The organism is Paraburkholderia sp. CHISQ3, from assembly GCF_030464945.1.
GTDB classification, from domain to species: domain Bacteria; phylum Pseudomonadota; class Gammaproteobacteria; order Burkholderiales; family Burkholderiaceae; genus Paraburkholderia; species Paraburkholderia megapolitana.
Genome location: NZ_JALPRG010000017.1, coordinates 86,273 through 109,319, shown reverse-complemented (window position 1 = coordinate 109,319; position 23,047 = coordinate 86,273). Strand labels below are relative to the sequence as shown.

At 63.1% G+C, this 23,047-nt stretch carries 20 protein-coding genes; 9 read left to right on the top strand and 11 right to left on the bottom strand.

Going from position 1 to position 23,047, the window contains the following annotated elements:
- Window positions 1–16: 16 nt before the first annotated feature.
- The 6 genes from M0D65_RS31140 to M0D65_RS31115 form a co-directional block, all read right to left on the bottom strand.
- A complete protein-coding gene (locus M0D65_RS31140) occupies window positions 17–1,087 on the bottom strand; it encodes an SGNH/GDSL hydrolase family protein (protein WP_091020460.1) in 1,071 nt (356 codons plus the stop codon).
- A 167-nt stretch (window positions 1,088–1,254) separates the two neighbouring features.
- A complete protein-coding gene (locus tag M0D65_RS31135) occupies window positions 1,255–3,369 on the bottom strand; it encodes a phosphocholine-specific phospholipase C (RefSeq protein ID WP_091020458.1) in 2,115 nt (704 codons plus the stop codon).
- Between the two features lie 79 nt (window positions 3,370–3,448).
- Window positions 3,449–3,784, bottom strand: coding sequence for a hypothetical protein (locus M0D65_RS31130; protein WP_266255905.1), 336 nt, complete (start codon window positions 3,782–3,784; stop codon window positions 3,449–3,451).
- A gap of 175 nt (window positions 3,785–3,959) precedes the next feature.
- Window positions 3,960–4,805 carry an alpha/beta fold hydrolase gene (locus M0D65_RS31125; protein ID WP_266255904.1) on the bottom strand — a complete coding sequence of 282 codons (846 nt, stop codon included), beginning with the start codon at window positions 4,803–4,805 and terminating at the stop codon, window positions 3,960–3,962.
- Between the two features lie 16 nt (window positions 4,806–4,821).
- The gene (locus M0D65_RS31120; RefSeq protein ID WP_091020454.1) at window positions 4,822–6,417 is read right to left on the bottom strand and encodes a benzoate-CoA ligase family protein; all 1,596 of its coding nucleotides are present in this window, start codon (window positions 6,415–6,417) and stop codon (window positions 4,822–4,824) included.
- An 80-nt stretch (window positions 6,418–6,497) separates the two neighbouring features.
- Complete coding sequence (locus tag M0D65_RS31115; protein ID WP_091020451.1) at window positions 6,498–6,965, bottom strand: DUF4863 family protein; 468 nt, start codon at window positions 6,963–6,965, stop codon at window positions 6,498–6,500.
- 191 nt (window positions 6,966–7,156) lie between these two features.
- On the opposite strand from M0D65_RS31115, the gene M0D65_RS31110 reads away from it, so the two are divergent.
- From M0D65_RS31110 to M0D65_RS31080, 7 genes are all read left to right on the top strand, one after another.
- On the top strand, window positions 7,157–8,107 hold the full coding sequence (locus M0D65_RS31110; RefSeq protein WP_266255903.1) for a helix-turn-helix transcriptional regulator: 951 nt from the start codon (window positions 7,157–7,159) through the stop codon (window positions 8,105–8,107).
- Window positions 8,108–8,196: 89 nt separating this feature from the next.
- On the top strand, window positions 8,197–9,879 hold the full coding sequence (gene boxC, locus M0D65_RS31105) for a 2,3-epoxybenzoyl-CoA dihydrolase (protein ID WP_091020446.1): 1,683 nt from the start codon (window positions 8,197–8,199) through the stop codon (window positions 9,877–9,879).
- Between the two features lie 27 nt (window positions 9,880–9,906).
- Complete coding sequence (gene boxB / locus M0D65_RS31100; RefSeq protein ID WP_091020444.1) at window positions 9,907–11,334, top strand: benzoyl-CoA 2,3-epoxidase subunit BoxB; 1,428 nt, start codon at window positions 9,907–9,909, stop codon at window positions 11,332–11,334.
- Window positions 11,335–11,366: 32 nt separating this feature from the next.
- Window positions 11,367–12,599, top strand: coding sequence for a benzoyl-CoA 2,3-epoxidase subunit BoxA (boxA, locus tag M0D65_RS31095; RefSeq protein ID WP_091020441.1), 1,233 nt, complete (start codon window positions 11,367–11,369; stop codon window positions 12,597–12,599).
- A gap of 257 nt (window positions 12,600–12,856) precedes the next feature.
- A complete protein-coding gene (locus M0D65_RS31090; protein WP_091020439.1) occupies window positions 12,857–13,636 on the top strand; it encodes an amino acid ABC transporter substrate-binding protein in 780 nt (259 codons plus the stop codon).
- A gap of 22 nt (window positions 13,637–13,658) precedes the next feature.
- Complete coding sequence (locus M0D65_RS31085; protein ID WP_091020436.1) at window positions 13,659–14,336, top strand: amino acid ABC transporter permease; 678 nt, start codon at window positions 13,659–13,661, stop codon at window positions 14,334–14,336.
- Window positions 14,336–15,103, top strand: coding sequence for an amino acid ABC transporter ATP-binding protein (locus tag M0D65_RS31080; protein ID WP_091020434.1), 768 nt, complete (start codon window positions 14,336–14,338; stop codon window positions 15,101–15,103). Before M0D65_RS31085 ends, M0D65_RS31080 begins: the two co-directional genes overlap by 1 nt.
- A 12-nt stretch (window positions 15,104–15,115) precedes the next feature.
- On the opposite strand, the gene M0D65_RS31075 is transcribed toward M0D65_RS31080, so the two are convergent.
- Together M0D65_RS31075 and M0D65_RS31070 are read right to left on the bottom strand one after the other, a co-directional pair.
- Window positions 15,116–15,967, bottom strand: a complete 852-nt coding sequence (locus tag M0D65_RS31075) for a class I SAM-dependent methyltransferase (RefSeq protein ID WP_091020432.1) — start codon at window positions 15,965–15,967, stop codon at window positions 15,116–15,118.
- Window positions 15,968–16,135: 168 nt separating this feature from the next.
- Complete coding sequence (locus tag M0D65_RS31070) at window positions 16,136–16,732, bottom strand: cadmium resistance transporter (protein ID WP_266255902.1); 597 nt, start codon at window positions 16,730–16,732, stop codon at window positions 16,136–16,138.
- A 228-nt stretch (window positions 16,733–16,960) separates the two neighbouring features.
- On the opposite strand from M0D65_RS31070, the gene M0D65_RS31065 reads away from it, so the two are divergent.
- Together M0D65_RS31065 and bamC are read left to right on the top strand one after the other, a co-directional pair.
- Window positions 16,961–17,485 (top strand): hypothetical protein, encoded by a 525-nt coding sequence (locus M0D65_RS31065; protein ID WP_091020428.1) that lies wholly within the window; start codon window positions 16,961–16,963, stop codon window positions 17,483–17,485.
- Between the two features lie 125 nt (window positions 17,486–17,610).
- Window positions 17,611–18,843, top strand: a complete 1,233-nt coding sequence (bamC, locus tag M0D65_RS31060; protein ID WP_091020426.1) for an outer membrane protein assembly factor BamC — start codon at window positions 17,611–17,613, stop codon at window positions 18,841–18,843.
- A gap of 548 nt (window positions 18,844–19,391) precedes the next feature.
- On the opposite strand, the gene M0D65_RS31055 is transcribed toward bamC, so the two are convergent.
- The 3 genes from M0D65_RS31055 to M0D65_RS31045 all read right to left on the bottom strand — a co-directional run bounded on the left by M0D65_RS31055 (window position 19,392) and on the right by M0D65_RS31045 (window position 23,041).
- Complete coding sequence (locus M0D65_RS31055) at window positions 19,392–20,327, bottom strand: DMT family transporter (protein ID WP_091020506.1); 936 nt, start codon at window positions 20,325–20,327, stop codon at window positions 19,392–19,394.
- A gap of 268 nt (window positions 20,328–20,595) precedes the next feature.
- Window positions 20,596–22,194, bottom strand: a complete 1,599-nt coding sequence (locus M0D65_RS31050; RefSeq protein ID WP_091020424.1) for an L-lactate permease — start codon at window positions 22,192–22,194, stop codon at window positions 20,596–20,598.
- A gap of 283 nt (window positions 22,195–22,477) precedes the next feature.
- Entirely contained in the window at window positions 22,478–23,041 is a 564-nt protein-coding gene (locus M0D65_RS31045; RefSeq protein ID WP_266255901.1) for a dihydrofolate reductase family protein, read from the bottom strand.
- Window positions 23,042–23,047: the final 6 nt, after the last annotated feature.

The following is a 23,047-nucleotide window of genomic DNA, read 5'->3' as shown; positions in this document are numbered from 1 at the left end:
CCGCAGCGCACGCGTATTAATTCTGCGACCCCAGCCAAGCATCCGTCAGCCCAACCTCATAAGCAGCAATCAACTGCTGTAGATGCGTACTGGGATGGTACGCATCGGCGAACATATAAATCTGATCCGCATTGGGCGCCACATAGGTGGACGGACTACAAAAAAGCGCGCTGTCGGAATCCGCCGCATAGGGAATCGGCAAGGGAATTGGCCCGCACGCCACCTGTGTAGCGTTGCTGCCGTCGTACTGGAACCCAAGGCTCTGGAAATTAGCGGCGGTCTGATTGAAGAACGTATAAGCGTCGATCTGTAGCACGGCCGCAGAAGAAGGCAATGCAGATGCCAGCGCCGTATTCAACGCCTGCGTGATCTGCTGCAACGCCTGCATCGAACCTGGCAGTTGCTGCTCCGCCGCCGCACCGGCCGGTGTCTTGCTGAGATCAGGTACGTTCTGCACCGCAACGTGCTTCGCGCCGTTTGCGAGCAACGTCTGCACGATGCCGGCCAACTGAGTACCCACCTGTGCAGCAGTAGGCAAAACCGCTGTCAACGCAGTGGCCGGATCGGTTCCGGACTGAACCGCATTCACCCACGCGCCATAAACATCCTGCACATCGTTACCGCCGGCCTGTATCAGCACAAGCTGATGTGTGTTGAAGCGTTGATGCTGACTGAGGTAAGCCGAGACCTGCGAGGTGACCGGCGTTTGCAACTCGCCGGTGTCGCCGGTGGCATCGCCGGGATTGGGCGGATTCGCCACACGCGCACCGCCTTGTGCATAGCCGAACCCGTTGGGGAGAGTGACGCTCGGTTGGCCGAAGCCGCCTGTCAAGGCCGGCGTCAACGTGACGTTGTAGTGCGCGGCGATTCGCTGTACTGCGATCAAGCCTGGATTAGTGGTGTAGCGACCGCCGCCGAATCCGCTAGCGTACGCATACGTACCGACGTCGGACAAACTGTCGCCGAACGACACGACCTGTTCGATCCGGTTTGGGTTATCGGAGGAAATACCGCCGCCACCGCAGGCGGACACTGTCAGGCAAGCAGCGCAACTCAGGACAAGATGCGACCAGGACCTTGAACCCATAAGCACCTCGGCAGGTAGGAGTGAAGGCAAAGCAGCGCTTGCTGCCTTGCATAGCAATGCCAAGGTTCCACGTTGTACCGATCTGCTGGCGGATAGTCAACGTGATTGAACGTCTGAAAAACCGGCTTCGTCGTTAGCAACCTTCGCACGACGAAGCCGTTTCCCGCTTAGCCTCCCAGCGCCGGATCGCTCTTGCTGGCACGGCCCGTTTCGACGTGTCCACCCAGACGACGGACGAAGCTTTGATCCGTATCGACGGTGATGGTCAGGTCGTACCAGCCGTATACCTTGCGCAGGTCGAAATACAGCGTCTGGGTGTCGCCGCCGCGCACGCGTTTCGTGATGACGTGACCCGGGTTGTACGCATCCGCGATCGTAAACGTGCAGGCGGTGGTACCGGTATTGCGCAACCGCAGATCGAGGTTGCCGTTCGCGACGTCGTAGCCTTCCGCGACTTCCGGAATAGCCGTTGCGCCGTTGCTACCGTCGAGTCCCGCCAGCGTCCCTGCAAAGCGGCGCAGGAAGCTGTTCGGTCCATACACCGTGTAGTCGAACGCACCTTCATGCTTGAACGGCAACAGGTAGTCGACGAGACGCTTGCCGGCTTCGACCGTGTACGTGCGCGGCCCATAGATGCTGCCCGCCGAATACACGAGCAACGATACGGCGGCACGGCCCGTGTTGACGAAGCGCATCGTGAGACGGCTGCTGCCGGAGTCGTGAGCGACACGCACAAAGGTTTCGTAAGGCAGCGCGCGCAGCGGACGCACACCGGCTTCCTGTGTCGGTACGGACTGCTGGGCAGGCGGCACCGGTACATAGTCGGGATGGCGCAACTGATCGGGCGGCACGTAGCCGGCCGTGCTCGGCAGCGAGGGGAACGCGTCGTTCGGGTTGATGAAGTTGAACGCGGACGTGAGGTCGCCGCTCACTGCACGGCGCCACGGCGTGATGTTCGACTCGGGGATGTTGTACTGCTTGCCGAAGCGCGCTTCGATAAAGCGGATCACCGATGTATGGTCGAACAGTTCCGAGCACACCCAACCGCCTTTCGACCACGGCGACACGGCGATCAACGGCACGCGCGGTCCCATCCCGTACGGGCCGGCTGCGTAGCTGCTGTTGCCGGCGAAGTTTTCGTTCGAGGTATCGACGGTCGACAGGCCGTTGGTGCCGTTCGGTGCGAACGGCGGCGGCACGTGATCGAAGAAACCGTCGTTCTCGTCGTAGTTGATCAGCAGGACCGTCTTGCTCCACAGGTCCGGGTTCGACGTCAGCACCTGCAGCACCTGGTCGATGTACCACGCGCCGTAGTTGACCGGCCAGTTCGGGTGTTCGCTATACGCTTCCGGTGCGACGATCCACGAGACCTGCGGCAACGTGTTGTTCTGCACGTCCTGGCGCAGGATGTCGAAGAAGGTGCCGCCCGCGGAAACGTTCGTGCCGGTGCGCGCCCTGTCGTACAGCGGGTTGCCCGGCTGCGCATTGCGGTACTGGTTGAAGTACAGCAGCGAGTTGTCGCCGTAGTTGCCGATGTAGGGATCGTTGGTCCAGCCCCACGAACCCTGCGCGTTGAGCCCGGTCCCCTGGTCCTGGTAAATCTTCCACGTGATGCCGGCGTTTTGCAGGACTTCCGGAAACGTCGTCCAGCCGTAGCCGAGTTCCGAGTTGTCGATCACCGGGCCGCCGCCGCTGCCGTCGTTGCCGACCCAGCCGGTCCACATGTAGTAGCGGTTCGGATCGGTCGGTCCGAGCAGCGAGCAATGATACGAGTCGCAGATCGTGAACGCGTCGGCGAGCGAGTAGTGGAACGGCATGTCGTCGCGCGTCAGGTAAGCCATCGTCGTGGTGCCCTTCGACGGCACCCACTGGTCGTAGCGGCCACCGTTCCACGCGGCGTGCGTGCTGCTCCAGTCGTGCGGCAGATCCTGCAGGAACTGCAGGCCGAGGTTCGGTGCGGTGGGATGGAACGGCAACACGGTGCCGGCTGCGCCGTCGGCGGTGAGCGGCTGGTTCCACACGGGCTGGCCGGTCGGCAGATTGATGGCACGTGTATCGCCAAAGCCGCGCACGCCCCTCAACGTGCCGAAGTAATGATCGAACGAACGGTTCTCCTGCATCAGCACGATGATGTGCTCGACGTCGCGGATGCTACCGGTCTTATTGTTGGCGGGAATCGCGAGTGCATTGCGGATGCCGAGCGGCAGCATCGACAGCGCGGTCGCGGAACCGGCAGCCTGGGCGGCTGCGCGTAGAAAATCACGGCGATTTTTTGAGGTCATGTTGAGCTTGGATCTTCAGTAAGTGGGTAGAGCGACGGTGCAAACAACTCGGCACGGCACCGTTCCGGGGGCAGCAACTTCAATCGACGGTGTGAATCACGGGTGGGGCGAGACTTGCAGATGCGGATGCGGCTGTGCCATCGGCTTGCGACGAAGCAGCGGCGGGTGTGGCAACGATCGTGGAGGGCGAGACGTTGAAAGCGGAGGCGGATGGCGCGCTGTCCTGCGCCGATTGAGACGATTGAGCCGACGAAGCAGCGGCGTCGGACGCGTGGGCGCCGTCGTCGCTGCAGGCTGCGACGAGTGCGCAGCAGCAGAACGCCAGCACCACAGTGGGGCGTTGGAGCTGGCTGATTAAACGTTTGCTACGGCGTACAGCGAAACTGCGGAATTCTGGGGGGAATTCGGGGGACATGACGCTCTCCGGCACTCAAGCAGATTGCCGGGCGACGTGTCGACGCACGTTGGCCCTGCAGTCAACAAGCATAACCAGTAGCGTGTTTAGGAATTGTGAATCCGGTGCGATGACCTTGCCGCTCCGGATGGTGCTGCGTTCAAGCTTTCGGGAACGTTACCGCATGTGCGCCGATTTAGCTATCGCGCGTCGTGTCAACGAACGCTGCGATCGCGTCGTTCAGTGCACCGGGTACATCGCGATGCGGCGAATGTCCGCAGTCGTTCAGCTTTGCCAGTTGTGCTTGCGGCACCTGTGCGGCGATCGTTTCGATCTGCGCCATGGTGCCGTAGTGATCGTCATGGCCTTGCACCGCGAGCAATGGACAGCGAATGGCCGACAGCCGCCCGACGATGTTCCAGGCGCGAAACGCCGGGTCGAGCCAGATGTCGTTCCAGCCGTAGAACGCGGAATCGACGTCGGCATGATAGCGCGAGAGCCGTTCGCGCAGGTCGGTGGTTTCGTAGAGGTGTTTCGCTTCGCGGATGCCGTCGATCGTGACGTCCTCGACGAACACATGCGGCGCGATTGCGATTGCGCCGGCCAGCGCGGCGGGGAATGCTGCCGCGTACAGCAGCGCGATCGAACCGCCGTCGCTATGGCCGATCACCCACATCCGCGCGCGTGTTTCTGTGTCGACGCCGAGCGCGTCGAGCAGGGCGGGCAGTACGTCATGCGCCTGGTGGTGCATGAAATCGATGGGCCAACGTTCGGCGTGCGGGCGTGGTGTGGAGTGTCCATAACCGGGCCGCGAGTAGACGAGTCCGCGCATGCCGAGCCTGGCGCAGAGCGTGTGTGGCCAGTTGCGCCACGTTGCAACCGAGCCGGCGCCTTCGTGCAGGAACACCGCGAGCGGCGCGTCAGGTGCGCTCGCTTCGAGCCAGCGGTATTCGATGCGCAACGCATCGCGTGTCGCTGTGGCGGGTAACGTAGCGAATTCGCTGGCTGTGGCGGCGGTCGTTGCGTTCGACGGAAGCGGCATGGCGTTTCTCGGAGCCTCAGAGCAGTTCCCGCAGCTTGAAGCGTTGAATCTTGCCGGTCGCGGTTTTCGGCAGGTCGTCGACGAAGATGATATCGCGTGGATATTTGTACGGAGCGAGCCGCTCTTTCACGAATGCTTTTAGTTCGTCGGCGAGTGTGCCCGAATCGACGGCGCTCTGCTTCAGCACGACGAATGCGCATGTCTTGACGAGGCCGCAGTGATCGACGCCGACGACCGCCGCTTCGAGCACCGCATCGTGCTGGACCAGCACCATCTCCACTTCCACCGGCGAGACGTACTGGCCGCTCACCTTCAGCATGTCGTCGCTGCGTCCTGCGTAGACGTAGCAGCCGCTTTCAAGCCGCCGATACTTGTCGCCGCTCCTGATCCATTCGCCGAGAAACGTTGCGCGCGATTTCTCGCGATTGCTCCAGTACATCAGCGCGGCACTCGGCCCCTTGATGTACAGGTCGCCAACGTCGCCATCGGCCACCGGCTGGCCCGCTTCGTCGCGCAGCTCGACGTCGTAGCCGGGCACGGGCCGCCCGGTCGTGCCGTACTGCACATCGCCGGCGCGGTTCGACAGGAAGATGTGCAGCATTTCTGTCGAACCGATTCCGTCGAGTATGTCGCAACCGAAGTGCGCCGCGAAGCGCTCGCCGACTTCGCGCGGCAGCGCTTCGCCGGCGGACGTACAGATGCGCAGCGCCACGTCGGCGCGTGCGGGCAGGTTCGGACACACAAGCATATTCGCGTAGAGCGTCGGCACGCCGTAGAAGATCGTCGGGCGATGACGCACGAGCCGCTCGAACACGGCGTCGGCGGTGGGGCGTCCAGCCATCAGGATCGCGGTCGCACCGACTGTGAGTGGAAACGTGAGCCCATTGCCAAGCCCGTATGCAAAGAACAGCTTGGCCGCCGAGAACACGACGTCGTGTTCGCCGATGCCGAGTATCGGTTTCGCGTACAGCTGCGCGGTCCAGTACAGGTTGGCGTGCGTATGAACGGTGCCCTTCGGCTTGCCGGTGGAACCCGACGAGTAGAGCCAGAATGCGATATCGTCGGCGCCGCTCGAGGTGGCGCGCACGGCGGGCGGTGCATGCTCGATCAGATGACTCAATACATACGCGCAGGGCAGGTCGCCTGCGCCAGGTTGCGAGGCGATCAGCATGCAGCCGTCATGTTCGGCGTCGCTCAACGCTTGCGCGATGACCGGCAACAACGCGCCCGATGCGATCACCGCGCGCGCGTGGCTGTGCGTGAGCATATAGACGTAGTCGGCGCAGGTGAGCAGCGTATTCGCGATCACCGGTACGACGCCTGCATACAACGCGCCGAGAAACGCGACTGGCAACTCGGCGGTGTCGTACATCACGAGCAGGATGCGTTCCTCCGCGTGAATGCCCAGCGAGCGCAGCGCGGTCGCGAAGCGGCGCGCGCGGTCTTCGAGTTCGGCGTAGCTCGTCGCGCTCGTATCGTCGATATAGGCGGTCTTCGCGGCGCGCGTTCGATTGAGATCGAACAGATGCGCCGCGAAGTTGAAGCGCGCGGGTGGCGCTGCTGCGATTTCCTGTGCAGGCGGGCTCGCCGGTGTGTCCAGCAGGGCTTGCATGGTTCCTCCAACGGTGGGGCGGCGTGCGCTCGATCGGTGTCGATGAGATCGCGAGGCGATGGCGATGCGTGCCGATCGGATCAGGCCGGTGTGAATTCGATCGCGCCTTGTGGCAGCAGATACAGGATCAGTGCTTCGCCGCCCGCGACCGTCGGACGATGCGCGCTACCCGGCCCGTAGACACACCAGCCCGCCGGGTGACCATCGAACGTTGCGCCTGCGTCGAGCGGCATGATCAGATCGATTTCGCCGTTCGGATGGACGTGGTGCGGACCGGCAAGATCTTTCATGTCGACGACATCGACCGAGAAGCCGTGGGTTTCCGGCAGCGCCTTGAAGATGCGTCCGTAGCGGATGCCGCCGCCCTCGCGATTGCACAGCCAGCCCTCGGCGACACCGGTGCGGCATGCTGCGGCCAGATCGCGAAAGACAGTGCTATCCGCCGGCCACGTTGCATTGAGCCAGCCGGCCAGCTCACCGTCGAGCGGACGGTCGGCCAGTTGCGAAGTAACGCCTGCGATGAGGCGCTGAAAATCGTCAGGGGACATGGGGGTCTCCGTGGACCGCCGGCCGCACGTCAGTGCATGCGAGGCCGGCGACCGTCTCCGGGACGCGGCCGCTAAAAGCGGCTGCGTACGTCAGCGTTTGTTATTCCGCCGGGTTTTGGCGAAAATTAACCGCTTGCTTGATGCATGTCAAGCACTATAGTACATATTCAAGTGGACATTGAACCTTTCATATGAAGCAAACTTACTCTGCTGACCCCGTCGCCGATGTTCCCGATGCCGATGCGCCAAAAGGCGAGCGCGATCCGTTTCTCACGGCGATGGGCGAGCGCGTGCGACTGCTGCGGGCGCGCCGCGGCATGACCCGCAAGGCGCTCGCCCAGGAGACCGGTCTTTCCGAGCGGCATCTGGCGAATCTGGAGTCCGGGGTCGGAAACGCCTCGGTGCTGGTGCTGCGGCAGATCGCGACGACGCTCAACTGTCCGCTCGCGGAGGTGATCGGCGACGAGACGACGTCGTCGGCCGAGTGGCTGCTGATCCGCGAACTGTTGCAGGGCCGGGACCAGGCCGCGCTGCAGCGCGCGCGCCTCGCGCTCGCGGAGATGTTCGCGCAGGCGCCGCGCGATCCGCATCGCAAGGACCGGATTGCGCTGATCGGGCTGCGCGGCGCAGGCAAATCGACGCTCGGCCGGATGCTCGCGCAGGAACTGAAGGTGCCATTCGTCGAGCTGAACCGGGTCATCGAGCAACTGGCCGGCTGTCCGCCGTCGGAGATTCATTCGCTGTACGGCGCGAGTGCGTACCGGCGGTACGAGCATCGAGCTCTGGAGGCCGTGATCCATGAGCACGAGCGCGCGGTGATCGCGTCGCCGGGCGGGCTCGTGTCGGAGGCGGGGACGTTCAACGCACTGCTCGCGCACTGCTTTACGGTCTGGCTGCAGGCCACACCCGAAGAACACATGCGGCGCGTGGTCGCGCAGGGCGACCTGCGGCCGATGTCGGGCAACAACGAAGCGATGGACGACCTGAAGCGGATTCTGGCCGGTCGCGGCGAGCTGTACGGGCGCGCGGACATGACGTTCGATACCAGCGAAAAGACGCTCGCCGACGCCTATCTGCAACTGCGCGACCGGCTGGCGGCGCGGCTCGCAGCCGAGACGGCGGAGGATCGAGGCATCGAATGATGCACTAAAGTGCTTTACATGGGAAAAATAATGCACTATTGTTCGATCAAGCCTGCATCGAACAGCGTGCATTTATTTGGAGACGCCCCATGTCCATAGCCGAAACCGTCGCTCCTCTCGCGACCCAGCCGGTCGACTATCGCACCGCCCCTGCGCAGTACCGGCACTGGAAACTGAGCTTCGAAGGTCAGGTCGCGACGCTCGGCATGGACATCGCCGAAGACGGCGGCATTCGCGACGGCTACAAGCTGAAGCTCAATTCCTACGATCTCGGCGTCGACATCGAATTGCACGATGCGATCCAGCGCATCCGCTTCGAGCATCCGGAAGTGCGGACCGTGGTGCTGACGAGCCTCAAGGATCGCGTGTTCTGCTCGGGCGCGAACATCTTCATGCTCGGTCTCTCGTCGCATGCGTGGAAGGTCAACTTCTGCAAGTTCACCAACGAAACGCGCAACGGCATCGAAGATTCGTCGCGTCATTCGGGGCTCAAGTTCGTTGCCGCTGTGAATGGCGCGTGCGCAGGCGGTGGCTACGAACTCGCGATGGCATGCGATGAAATCTGGCTGGTGGATGACCGCTCGTCGTCGGTTGCGTTGCCGGAGGTGCCGCTGCTTGGTGTGCTGCCGGGCACCGGCGGTCTCACGCGGCTCACTGATAAGCGCAAGGTCCGGCACGATCGCGCGGATATTTTCTGCACCGTTGTCGAAGGGATTCGTGGCGAGCGTGCGAAGGAATGGCGGCTCGTCGACGAAGTGGTCAAGCCGAACCAGTTCGAGCAGGCTATCCAGGCGCGCGCGCTCGAACTTGCTGCGCACAGCGATCGTCCGGCCGAGGCGCAAGGTGTTGCGCTGACCCGCATCGAACGCGTCGAACGCAGCGACGGCCTCGGCTACGCGACTGTCGACGTCGCGATTGATCGTGCGAAACGTACCGCTACCTTTACCGCGAAAGCTCCCACAACGCCGCAACCCGACGACATCGACGGGATCGTTGTAGCCGGCACGCAGTGGTGGCCGCTGCGCTTCGCCCGCGAACTCGACGACGCGATCCTGTCGATGCGCACCAACGAGCTCGACATCGGCACATGGATCTTCCGCACCGAAGGCGATGCGCGTGCGCTGCTCGCCGTCGACGCATCGTTGATGCAGCACCAGCAGCACTGGTTCGTGCGCGAGACGATCGGCCTGCTGCGCCGCACGCTCGCGCGCATCGACGTGTCGTCGCGCTCGCTGTTTGCGCTGATCGAACCGGGTTCGTGTTTTGCCGGAACGTTCGCGGAACTCGCGTTCGCGGCGGACCGCACCTATATGGCCGCGCTGCCCAGCAACGAAGACGAAGAGCCGGTCATCACGCTGTCGGAAGTCAACTTCGGTCTGTATCCGATGGTCACGCATCAGTCACGCCTCGCGCGACGCTTCTATGACGAAGCGGCGCCGCTCGACGCGGTCCGCACGAAGATTGGCTGCTCGATCCGCCCGGTCGAAGCCGAGCGTCTCGGGCTCGTGACCGCAGCACCCGACGACATCGACTGGGCCGACGAAATCCGCATCGCACTCGAAGAGCGCGCGGCGATGTCGCCCGACGCATTGACCGGTCTCGAAGCGAACCTGCGCTTCAACGGGCCGGAGACGATGGAGACACGCATCTTCGGTCGTCTCACCGCGTGGCAGAACTGGATTTTCAACCGGCCGAATGCAGTGGGCGAGAAGGGTGCGCTCAAGGTGTACGGCAAGGGCAGCAAGGCGCAATTCGACGTCGCGCGAGTTTGACGCGCGCATTCCGCACAAGGAACCGACATGTCCACGATCAACTACAGCGACAAGATCCCGAACAACGTGAACCTCGCCGACGACCGCGCGTTGCAGCGTGCGCTCGAGCAATGGCAACCGAACTTCCTGTCGTGGTGGGGTGATATGGGCCCGGACGGCTCGCACAACTACGATGTCTATCTGCGTACGGCGGTCAGCGTCGATGCGGGCGGCTGGGCGCATTTCGATCACGTGAAGATGCCCGATTACCGCTGGGGTATTTTTCTCGCACCAGGCGAGCAGGACCGCACGATCCACTTCGGCGAACACAAGGGCGAGGCCGCGTGGCAGGACGTACCGGGCGAGCATCGTGCGAACCTGCGTCGCATCATCGTTACGCAGGGCGACACGGAGCCGGCATCGGTCGAACAGCAGCGCCATCTCGGGCTCACCGCACCGTCGATGTACGACCTGCGCAACCTGTTCCAGGTGAATGTCGAAGAAGGGCGGCACCTGTGGGCGATGGTGTATCTGCTGCATCGCTACTTCGGCCGCGACGGGCGCGAGGAAGCGGAAGCGCTGCTCGGCCGCCGCTCCGGCGACGACGACAATCCACGCATTCTCGGCGCCTTCAACGAGAAGACGCCGGACTGGCTCGCGTTCTACATGTTCACGTACTTCACCGATCGCGACGGCAAGTTCCAGTTGTCGGCACTCGCGGAGTCGGGCTTCGATCCGCTCGCGCGCACGACGAAGTTCATGCTGACTGAAGAAGCGCATCACATGTTCGTCGGCGAATCGGGCGTGTCGCGCGTCGTGCAGCGCACCGCGCAGGTGATGAACGAACTGCAGACCGACGACGTCGCGCGCATCCGTGCGGCCGGCGTGATCGATCTGCCGACCATCCAGCGTTATCTGAACTTCCACTACTCGGTGACGATCGATCTGTTCGGTGCCGATCATTCGTCGAATGCGGCGACGTTCTATAGCTCGGGCCTGAAGGGGCGCTACGAGGAAACGAAACGCGACGACGATCATCAACTGGTTGGTCAGAACTATCGGTTGCTCGACGTGCAGGACGGCAAGCTCGTCGAGCGCGAAGTACCGATGCTCAATGCGATGAACGAAGTGCTGCGCGATGACTACATCAAGGATTCGGTGGCAGGGGTGGGGCGCTGGAACAAGGTGCTCGAAAAGGCCGGTCTCGACTTTCGTCTCACCGTGCCGCATAAAGCGTTCAACCGGCAGATCGGCACGTTTGCCGGCGTGCGGGTTGCGCCGGATGGCCGCGTGATCGATGAAAGCGAATGGGCTGCGAACGAGGCGAAGTGGCTGCCGACGCCGGAAGACCGCGCGTATGTCGCGTCGCTGATGGGCTGCGTGAGCGAACCGGGCAAATTCGCGAACTGGATCGCGCCACCGGCGATGGGCGTGAACCGCCAGCCGGTCGACTTCGAATATGTGCGGTTCAATTAAGAACAGACCGTAGCACATGGCAGGAGACAACCATGAACGCGCCAGTATCGATCGACATCCTGAAGCAGCATCTGATCGATCCGGAGATCTGCATTCGCTGCAACACATGCGAAGAGACGTGCCCGATCGATGCGATCACGCATGACGAGAACAACTACGTCGTCAAGGCCGATACCTGTAACGGCTGCATGGCATGTGTGCCGCCATGCCCGACCGGTGCGATCGACAACTGGCGCACGCTGCTGCGTGCCGATGCGTACGGTGTCGATGAGCAACTGACGTGGGACGTGCTGCCGACGCAGGGCGCAGTGCCGGTGGCAACCTTGGCGACTGAAAACGCGGGTGCAAGCGACATCATTGAGCCAGGCCCGCAAACCGACACTGTGCGTGGTTCGACCGTACCACCGTGGTCCGCAGCAAAACCGCACGTCAATCTCTATACGCATAAGGCACCGACCACCGCGACGGTGGTCGGCAACTACCGCCTCACCGATGCGGCCACCGACAGCGCAATCCATCACATCGTGCTCGACTTCGGTGCGACGCCGTTCCCGGTGCTCGAAGGTCAGTCGATAGGTATTCTGCCGCCGGGCGCGAGTGCCGACGGACGCGCGCATCACGCACGGCAATACTCGATTGCGAGTCCGCGCGACGGCGAACGCCCCGGCTACAACAACGTTTCGCTGACCGTGAAGCGCGTCGTGCAGGATCACGACGGCAACGCGACCGCGGGCGTTTGCTCGAACTATCTGTGCGACCTGAAGAAGGGCGATGTCGTGAACGTGATCGGGCCGTTCGGCGGCACGTTCCTGATGCCGAACCATCCGAACTCGCATCTACTGATGATCTGCACGGGCACCGGCTCGGCACCGATGCGCGCGATGACCGAGTATCGCCGGCGCCGCAGGCTGAAGGGCGCGACCGGCAAGCTGATGCTGTTTTTCGGCGCGCGCACGAAAGAGGAACTGCCGTACTTTGGGCCGCTCACGAACCTGCCGAAGGACTTCATCGATACGAACCTCGCGTTCTCGCGCACGCCGAAGCAGCCCAAACGCTATGTGCAGGATGCGATGCGCGAACGCGCCCCCGATGTCGCGCAGTTGCTGAAGGACGACAACACGCACATCTACGTCTGTGGGTTGAAAGGCATGGAGGACGGCGTGCTTCAGGCGCTGAAAGAGATCGCGGAAGGGCAGGGTCTTGACTGGGACGCGTTGTGGCAGCGGCTCAGGAAAGAAGGCCGGCTGCATCTCGAGACCTATTGACGCATACCCAACCCCGACCCAACCCCGACCCAACCCCGCGTCAACCAGCGCGGCAGCCCGCGCTACACTCCGTATTGTCGAGCCTTGCCAAGGCGATCCGATCGGTCTAACTTATTCCCCCTTGGTATATTCTTCCAGCGCAAAATGCGTTGTGGAAATAAAGGCCGTTTGCTACAGTCCGCCCCATTCTGCCGGACCGGCGTCCGGGCGGCGGAGGCTGTCAGTCTCGACAAAACCACCCTACGGAGCACATTCTGATGAAGTCGATTCGATCCATCCTGTTGATTGGTTTGCTGCAGGTCGCCACCGCGACCGCGGCGTTCGCGGCGGACGGCCTGGCGCAGGTCAAGGCGGCCGGCGTGTTCAAGATCGGCACCGAAGGCACCTATGCGCCGTTCACCTTTCACGATGCGTCGAATCAGCTGACCGGTTTCGATGTGGAGATCGGCCGCGCGATCGCGCAGCGTCTCGGCGTCAAGGCGGAGTTTGTCGAAGGCAAGTGGGACGGTCTGATTGCGGGCCTCGATGCGGGCCGCTACGACGCGGTGATCAACGAAGTGGCGATCACCGACGCGCGCAAGGTCAAGTACGATTTCTCCACGCCGTACATCGCGTCGCACGCGGCGCTGATCGTGCGGGCGGACAACACGACGATCAAAACTTTCGCCGACCTGAAGGGCAAGAAGTCGGCCAACACGCTGACCAGCAACTTCGGCAAGATCGCCGTGGCAAACGGTGCGGAGGTGGTCGGTGTGCAAGGCTTCAATGAATCGGTCGATCTGCTCACGTCGGGTCGCGTCGATGCGACGGTGAACGACTCGCTGTCGTACCTCGACTTCAAGAAACACCGCCCCGATGCGAAGGTGAAGATTGCCGCACTCGACGATTCCGGCGACGCGGATAAATCGGCTGTGCTGATCCGCAAGGGCAATCCCGAACTGCTTGCGGCGATCGACAAGGCACTGGCCGACATCAAGGCCGACGGCACGTACCTGAAAATCTCCGAAAAGTATTTCGGCAAGGATGTCTCCAAGTAATCGCTCACGGAGCGCCTGAATCATGCCGGCATGGCTGCAATTGATGGGGCAGTCGCTGTGGCCCCTGCTGTACGCGGGGCTGGTGTTCACCGTGCCCCTCACGCTCGTTTCGTTCGCGATCGGGCTCGCGCTTGCGTTCGCAGTCGCGCTGGTGCGTCTGTTCGGACCGTCGTGGGCGGTCGCGATCGTGCGCTTCTATGTCTGGTTGATCCGCGGGTCTCCGCTGCTCGTGCAGCTCTTCGTGATCTTCTATGGCTTGCCGAACGTCGGCATCGTGCTCGATCCGTTGACGGCGGCGATCATCGGTTTTTCACTGAACGTCGGCGCGTATAACTCCGAAGTGATTCGCGGGGTGATCGAATCGATTCCGAAAGGGCAGTGGGAAGCAGCGTATTCGATGGGGATGACGCGCGGCCAGGCACTGCGTCGCGCGATCCTGCCGCAGGCGGCGCGCGTGGCCTTGCCGCCGCTGTCGAACTCGTTTATCGCGCTCGTCAAGGACACGTCGCTCGCCGCGGTGCTCACCGTGCCGGAGATTTTCCAGGCCGCGCAGCGCATCGCATCGGTGACCTACGAGCCGCTCATTCTTTATGTTGAAGCCGCGTTGATCTACCTGGTGTTCAGTTCGGTACTGTCCTCGGCGCAGGTCCGGCTCGAACGCAAGTTCGGGCGGCATGCACTTTTCCAGTCGGGCAACTGATGATCCGCCTCTCCGGTATCGACAAATATTTCGGCGACCACCAGGTGCTGCACACCGTGGATCTCGCGCTCGAACCGGGCAACGTGACCGCGTTGATCGGCCCGTCGGGCAGCGGCAAGAGCACGCTGCTACGCTGCGTGAACCTGCTCGAGATTCCCGAGGCGGGCACGCTCGAACTCGGCGGCGAGCGGCTCGCATTCAGCCGCACCGAAAAGCCTTCGCGCGATGCGGTGCTCGCGATCCGTCGTCGCACCGGCATGGTGTTCCAGAACTTCCAGCTGTTTCCGCATCGCACGGTGCTCGAGAACGTGATGGAAGGGCTGCTGACCGTGCAGAAGTGGGACAAGGCGCGTGCCCGCGAACGGGCGCAGGAACTGCTCGCCAAGGTCGGCATTGCACACAAGGCCGATGCGTGGCCGGTCACGTTGTCGGGTGGCCAGCAGCAGCGTGTCGCGATTGCGCGGGCGCTCGCGCCTTCACCTGATGTGCTGCTGTGCGACGAGCCGACTTCCGCACTCGATCCGGGTCTCGCCGCCGAAGTCGTCGAGGTGCTCAAGCAGCTCGCGAAGGAGGGCATGACGATGCTGATGGCGACGCACGACCTGCGCCTCGCCGCATCGATTGCGCGCGATGTCGTCTTTCTGAGCAACGGCTCAATCGTCGAATCCGGCAGTGCACGCGATGTCTTCACACGGCCGCGTCAGGCCGAAACCGCAAGCTTCGTGTCGACGCTCACGCAAGCGTTGCCGGAAAGCTGGACCGACTGAGTCTCGACGCCGCTATTGCGTCAGCGGCTTGACGAAGGTCAGCGTCATGCGATCCGATTCGCCGATGGCCGTATAACGCGCGCGGTCGGCGGTGCCGCCCTGGTAGGTGGGCGGCAACGACCATACACCGTGCGGGTAATCCTTCGTGTCTTGCGGATTCGCGTTGATCTCGCTGCGTGCGAGCAACGTGAAGCCGGCCGCGCGCGCGTGAGCGATCACGTAGTCTTCGGTCACGTAGCCGCTGTCGATCATCTGTTGCAGCGTGGTGCCCGGCGCCGCACGATGTTCCTCCACACCCAGTTCGCCGCCCGGTTTTAAGGCGGCATAGAACGCCTGCAGATTCGCATCGATCTGACCATCCTTGATCCAGTTATGGATATTGCGGAAGGTGAAGACGCGATCGATCGTGCCGTTCACAGGGAAGCTGAACTGCCCCACATGCAGCGTTCCGACGATCACATTGCCATACAGCGCCGGCGCGCTCGCGAGCTTGCGTTCGAACGCGGCGCCGGTCGTGTGCTCTTCCTGTGCGGCATCGGCGGCGGGGCTGACGTACTGCGCTTCGTATAACGTGCCGCGATCATGCAGATAGGGCGCAAGAATCTCGGTGTACCAGCCGCCGCCCGGGGCGATTTCGAGTACGCGTTGTGTCGGTGCGATCGCGAAGAACTGCAACGTCTGCTGCGGATGACGATAAACGTCGCGTGCTTTAGCGGCGTCGCTGCGCTGCGATCCGGCGATCGCTGCATTGAGCGCGACATCGGGTGCAGGCGGATTCGTGGACGATGTTGCGCAGGCGACGAGCAGTAGCGCCGTGGATAACGCGGCGCAGTGCGCCGCAAGCGTGAGGCGGGGCGTACGCATGGCGGTCGGAGAGTGGGGAGTGAAGTGACGGCCATTATGCGGCGCAGCGCTGGAAAGCGAAATGCGCGAATCGGTATATCGATATGCGCGTGGCTGCGGCGTGTCGAAGAGAGGCCAAGGCGTGCGCCGCAGTGCATCGATACGTTGGTCCCACAGCGTGTCGGCGCATCAGCCGATCACTACTCGCCACGCCTCGTGCTGCACGATCACCGAGATCCCGATGACGATCAGTACAAGAGGCAGGATCGCCGCGCCATAGCGCCGCAGCGGCGCCCCCAGCAACGGATGATTCACGAGCCACACGGCGCTCGCGCACCAGAGTGCTGTCATCGCGGCGAAGACCAGCGTGATCGTCACCGCATCGGCGGCAGAATGCGCGGCGTAGAGCGGCACATACACCGCGAGATTGTCCGAGCCGTTGGAGATGGCGACGCCGGCAACGGTCCACTGCGACGACCCGCGCGACGCGCTCGCTACTTCCGCCTGTTCCACACCGGAACGCGAGCGCAGCCATGTCCGTCCCTTCACGATGCCGACCGTGACCGGCAGAAAACCGAGCAGGCCGATATAGGGCTCCGGCAGCTTCGTGAGCAGTGCGGCTACCGCCAGCGCGATGACAACAAGCGCCGCCGAGCCGAGAAACTGCCCGACGATCACGCGATACTTGCCGTCGCGCGCATCGGCGAGAAAGGCGAGCAGTACGCACAGGTTGTCGATGTTGGTGGCGGCGTAAGCGGCAACGGCGAGAATCACGAGACTGGTCATGCGGATGGAATACCTGTAGTCGCAAGCGAGGCGCATCGCGTGCCGATGAGGCCCGCTAGCGTGTGCCGGCACGGGCCGACGGCTGGCCGCTATTCTGCCAGTCGCGCGGCGTTGGCAGGTACACGGCGGGTGCGCGCCAGTCGCGCGCCGAATGCATGCCCGCGGTCGCATCTCGTCGCAGGCGGGCGCTACGTTACAATTGGCGTCGCACTGAACCACGGAAGCTCGATGAAGACCCGGATTCTCCTACTCGCCAGCGTTGTCGCCGCAGCTACGCTGTCGGCTGCATGCACGGCCGTGTACCGCAACGCGGATGCGTGCGAACAATCGATGCGTATCGCGCTGGGCGCCGAATCGGCCGACAAGCTCAAGGTTTCGCACACGGGTGTCGGTATCGACGGCACGCGAGTGGTCGTCGAGGGGGAAATCCAGAAGGCTGCGTCCGAGGTAGCGGTGGCGACGGCAGCATCGGCCGCGTCCGAGGCATCCGACGCCTCCGAGGCTGCGGCCGCGTCTGCTGCTTCGGCGGCGTCCGCGGTGTCCGCTACCACGCGGCGCGCCGGCGAAGGCTTCAGTTCCCCGTTTGACGGTCTGCACCCGCCGACAGCACCGGTGAAGCAGGCCAGGCTGAAACCAGGCAAAGTGCCGGCCGCAGTCCAATGTACGTATAACCGGAGCGGCCTTACTTCGTTCCGCTGGCTCGCGCCGCCCGACATGGTCAAAACCAACCCGCCGTCCGACGACACCGATTGAAGTGCGGGCACCTTACTTTCACCCCCTGACTCTACTTTTTGCGCATCCTCTCGCTGGATCGGTAAAATGCTGGGTTGATCCACGGAAACTTGCCGTGGCGTTGCGTTGCGAAGGATTCCCCGAACATGACTGATCTTCGTCTTACCAAGCGGTTTGCAGCATTGCTGATGGCAGGCGGGCTGGTCGCCGGCTGCGGCACGTCGTCGCCGAACAAAATCGACTACAAAAGCGATTCGAAATCGAAGCAGGTGTCGCTGGCCATTCCGCCGAACCTGATCGACGAGACGCCGGATCAGCGTTCGCTGCCGCCGCAAGGTGGCGAAGCATCGCTTTCTTCGCTCAAGCAGGTCCAGCAGGCTGCTCCGGCCACCACCGACGTCGTGGTGCCGGTCGTCAGCAACATGCACATCCAGCGCGACGGCAGCGAAAGCTGGCTCGTCATCGACAACAAATCACCCGATCAGGCATGGCCGCAGATCCGCCGCTTCTGGCAGGAGCAGGGCTTCCTGCTCGTCGTCGACCAGCGCGCGAAGGGCGTGATGGAAACCGACTGGAACGAAACCCATCCGAAGGTGAACGACGGGCTGATCCGCAACACGCTGACGCTGGCGATGGGCAATTCGTACGTGACCGCCGAGCGCAACAAGTACCGCACGCGTCTCGAACCGACGTCGAACGGCGGCACCTATGTGTTCATCAGCCAGAAAGGCATGCGCGAAGCGCTGACCGGCACGAACAACGAGAACAGCAAGTGGGAGCCGAAGCCGAACGATCCGGGGCTCGAAACCGAATATCTGAAGCGGCTGATGGCGACGCTGGCAGTGAACGATTCGCGTGCCGGAACGGGCAATACGTCGGCTGCGCTGACGCCGGCGGGCTCGCAGGATGCACCGGGCGCGGCTACAGCCGGCGCGAAATCGGCGGCGGCCGCGACCGCGGCGCAGAACGTCGCACTCGCTGCACAGACGCCTGCACGTTCGGATTCGTCGGATAGCTCGGGTAGCGGCGCGCAGTTCACGTCCACCGAACTCACGCTCGGAGAGCCGTACGACCGCGCATGGGTGCGTGTGGGCATCGCGCTCGACCGCAGCAACTTCACCGTCGACGACCGCGACCGCGCAAACGGCCTGTACTACATCCGTTACGTCGATCCGACCGATCTGAGCGAAGCGGAGCAGGGCTTCTGGAGCCAGGTGTTCCACGGCAAGAAGGAAAAGGTCGCGAAGCAGTACCGCGTCAATGTCCGCGCGGTGACGCCGGAACAGACGCGCGTGGCCGTCGTCGATGCGGCGGGCCAGACCGATTCGTCGAAGCAGGCGAAGCAGATCATGTCGCTGGTGGTCGACCAGCTGCGCTGAAACCCTCGCGCTATCTCGCGTAGTACCCCGAAAACCCGCCCGGCGTCAGGCCTCGGCGGGTTTTTTCACGTCTGAAGATATACCTGCGACGTAACGTGACGTTACGCCGTAACGCCCGTCCAGCCAGCCCCTAATTTTCCTTACGGTTCCACCGACACCCATAACAATCAATGGGTTGCACACCTGTTTCTGTAACATTGACGGCTGGCACGTAAGCTGCTTTTACTCCCCCAACGCGGGATATGAGCCTTATGCAGCAAGGCTTTCGGCGCTTCCCGTGGTGCAGCAGAATTTCCGCGCCGGCCGACACGAGCCTGCGCGATGCCCGACGATGACTCGCGTGCCCAGCACGCGGGTCTCTGTGGCCCCGTCGCCTATCCTCGTAGGGCGACGGTTTCGCCCGCGCTCCTGTGGAGTGCGGGCTATTTTTTTTGTGGCGGCAGAAAACAGCGCGCCTCGACGTGAGCGGGGCGCGTGGCAGTACGGGTCGGGTTAGCTGGGCAAGGCAGGTGGCCTTGAAGCGGCCAGCCTTGACACGGCCAGGCGTGTCACTGACGCGCGCTTTCGGCACGCGGCGGCCCGATGCCAGGAATCCGCTTGATCACACCCGTCGCGAGCGCCGTGCCGGCGAGTATCACCGCGCAACCTTCGATCATCCCGATCGACACGCTCTCGTGCAGGAACAGCATGCCCCACAGAATGCCGAAGATCGGCACCACGAAGGTCACGGTGATCGCGCGGGCAGGACCGGTCACCGCGATGAGGTGGAAGTACAGCATGTAGGCGATACCGGTACAGGCAATGCCGAGTGCCAGCACCGCGCCCCATGCCGTGTGCGAGATCGGCGTGGCCGGCCACCAGAGAATCGCGAGCGGCAGCAACACGATGGTTGCGCCGGTCATCGTGCCGGCGGCGATGGTCAGCGGATCGATACCCGTCAGATAACGCTTCGTGTAGTTCGCAGCGATGCCATACAGCAGCGTGGCACCGAGCCCGGCCGCGGCGGCGAGCGCGGTAGTCGTGGGCGTGGCGGCCGCGCCGTGCGGCGTCGCGATCTGGTCCCACACGAGCATCAGCACGCCGGCAAAACCGACGACGAGCCCGAGCACGCGCAGCATGCTGAGCTTGTCCTTGACCCACAGATAGGCGACGAGCGCACCCCACAGCGGCGCCGTCGCATTGATCACCGACGTCACGCCCGCCGACAGCGTCAGCTCCGCATACGCAAACAGACAGAAAGGCGCCGCCGAATTGAGGACGCCGACGACGAGCAGTGGCCATGCGCGCGTGCGCAGCGTGTGCAGCGATTCGCGCACCGGGCGCCGCATGATCATCACGGCGAGCAGGAACACGGCGCCGATGCCGACGCGCAGCGCCATCAGCGGCGCCACGCCGAAGTCGGTCACACCGACGCGGATGAAAAGAAACGAGGCGCCCCACAAGGCGGCGAGTACGAGTAACTGGATCAGATTGGCGGGTTTCATGGATTCCGGCGTCATGCACGGTTGAGTCGTGACGTGCACACATCGTATCAGCGCAAATCCCCTGAAAGCTTCAGGCCGTAATGAAACGGCAAGAAACCGGAGACCGGCTGGAGACGTGACGCCGCTGACGCCGCGCGTTCGAAGAGCGTCATCGTAAGCGCGGCGGACAGGCGGGCAAAACGATCAATTCTCACGGCTATGTGAGAAAAATTGCGGCCGTCCCGGCTCGAACCACAAACTGCGAACCGTGAACCGGGGCCAGCGCGCATCAATGCGGAATCATCCCCTGCAGCACGTTCTGTTGCAGCCAGACGAGGATGCCGAGCAGCACGGTGAGCAGGATCGAGTGCTTGAAGGTCTTCGCGAACACGACGCCTTCCTTGCCTTTCAGCTCGGTGGTGGCGACGCCAGTTGCGATGTTCTGCGGCGAGATCATCTTGCCCATCACGCCACCGGACGAATTCGTCGCAGCCATCAGTATCGGGTTCAGGTTCAACTGGTTCGCGGCGACCACCTGCAGGTTGCCGAACAGCGCGTTGCCCGACGTGTCGCTGCCGGACAGAAAGACCGCCACCCAGCCGAGGAACGCGGACACGAGCGGGAACAGCGCGCCCACCGATGCCGCGCCGAGACCGAGCGTGTAGTTGAGCCCCGAGTAGTTCATCAGATACGCGAGCCCGACGATCGTCGCGACGGTCAGGATCGCGATGCGCGTTTGCACCCACGTGTCGGCGATCGCGCCGCCGAACTGACGTACGCCGACGCCCGACACCGCCGCCGTGATGATCGCTGCGACGAGGATTGCGGTGCCGGTTGCAAGCGGCTGGAAGTCCCAGACCGCGCCATACGGCGTGTTATAGAGCGTGATGAAGACCGCCTTGTCGAGACCGGGCCACGGAATCTTCACATCGCCGATCAGGAAGATCTTCGTAATGGTCCAGACGATCACCACCGCCGAGACGATCAGCCACGGGTACCAGCCCTGGGCACCACTTACTTTGCCGCGCACCTCGTTCACGCGATCGACGTTGATGGCGAAGGCCGGGTCGACTGCGGGTTTCCAGATGCGCAGGAAGGTGATCGTTACCAGCAGCGACACCAGCGAAGACAGCACGTCGGTCAGACTGTAGTTGACGAAGTTCGACGTGACGAACTGCGTCAGCGCGAAGCTCGCGCCCGACACGAGCAGCACCGGCCACACGCGCAGCATGTTGCGAAAACCCGCATACACACCGATCACGTAGAACGGCAGCAGCAGCGCGAAGAACGGCAACTGCCGGCCGACCATTTTGGCGAGCGCATCGGTGGGCAGATGGGTGACCGCGCCGAGCACCGTGATCGGCACGCCGAGCGCGCCGAATGCGACCGGCGCGGTGTTGAAGATCAGCGTGAAGGTGAGCGCTTCGAGGGTCGGAAAGCCGAGCAGGATCAGCAGCGAACTGGTGATCGCGATCGGCGTGCCGAAGCCCGAAATGCCTTCGAGCAGCGCGCCGAACGAGAAACCGATCACGACGAGCACGATGCGCCGGTCGTTCGGCAGGTTGTCGATCATCCACATCCGGAATGCGGCGAAGCGGCCCGAACGTTGGGCGATGTTGTACAGCAGGATCGCGGCGAACACGATCCACATCACGGGCCAGCAGGCGAACACCGCGCCCGCGACAACCGAATTCAGCGCGAGCCCGACCGGAAACTGCCAGCCGAAGATAGCGACGATCAGCCCGACGACCAGCCCGGCAAGCGATGCCTGCCATGCAGGCCTTCGGGCCCAGCCGAGCAGGACGAGCACGACGGCGATCGGCAGGACAGCGACGAGAAAGGACGGCAGTAGTGCATTGCCGATGGGCGTCAATAATTGGTGGAACATCACGTCTCCTTCGTTGTTGTTCGAATCGACGCTTTGTTCTGCGTGTGGTCTAGGTCACGCGGCGCGTCGGTCGGATCAGGACGGATGGCGGCGGCGGCGTGCGAGGGCACGACGTGGGGTCGCGTATTAAGCAGGTAGTGCGTGCGGCAACCGCCAGCATAGAACGCTTGCTGGCCGCGTCAAGGCGGGAAACTACGCGGGGGAGAGAGTGGAAGAAATGTGGCGAGGAAAGTGTTGTGCGGGTTGCTGCGATGCTGCGATGCTGCGATGGGCCAAGCGGTATTCACCTTCGCACCGCGTAGCGCATGAAGGTGACGCCGTTGCCGAATGCGTGCTGCTCGATGCGCTCCAGCCGGATCGTTGCGTCGATGTTCTGAAACATCCGTGTTCCGCCACCGACGACGACAGGAATGCAATACACCGACACTTCGTCGATCAAGCCCTGCTTGAGGTAGCTTGCGGCGAGCGTAGGTCCGGCCACGCCGATGTCTTGTGGCGACTCCGCCTTGAGCTGGCAGATGTCGTCCGCGCTCAATTCGCGGACAAGGCGCGTGCGCGTCGTCGTGACCTCGGTAAGCGAGCGGGAGACTACGATCTTGTCGGTCTTCTGCCACGCGACGCCGAAGTCGCGTATGAACTCACTGACAGTCTGGTCTTCGGCAAGTACGTCCCATACGGCCATCGTCTCGAACATCCGGCGACCGTAGATCGTAATACCTTCGTGGGTCTGCTCGTGTTCGGCAAAGCGGTGTACTTCCTCGCTGACCTGACCCCAGTCGAACTTGCCGTCGACGTCGCTGACGTAGCCGTCGAGCGAAGCCATCATGCCGAACCTGAGCTTGCCCATTGTGTT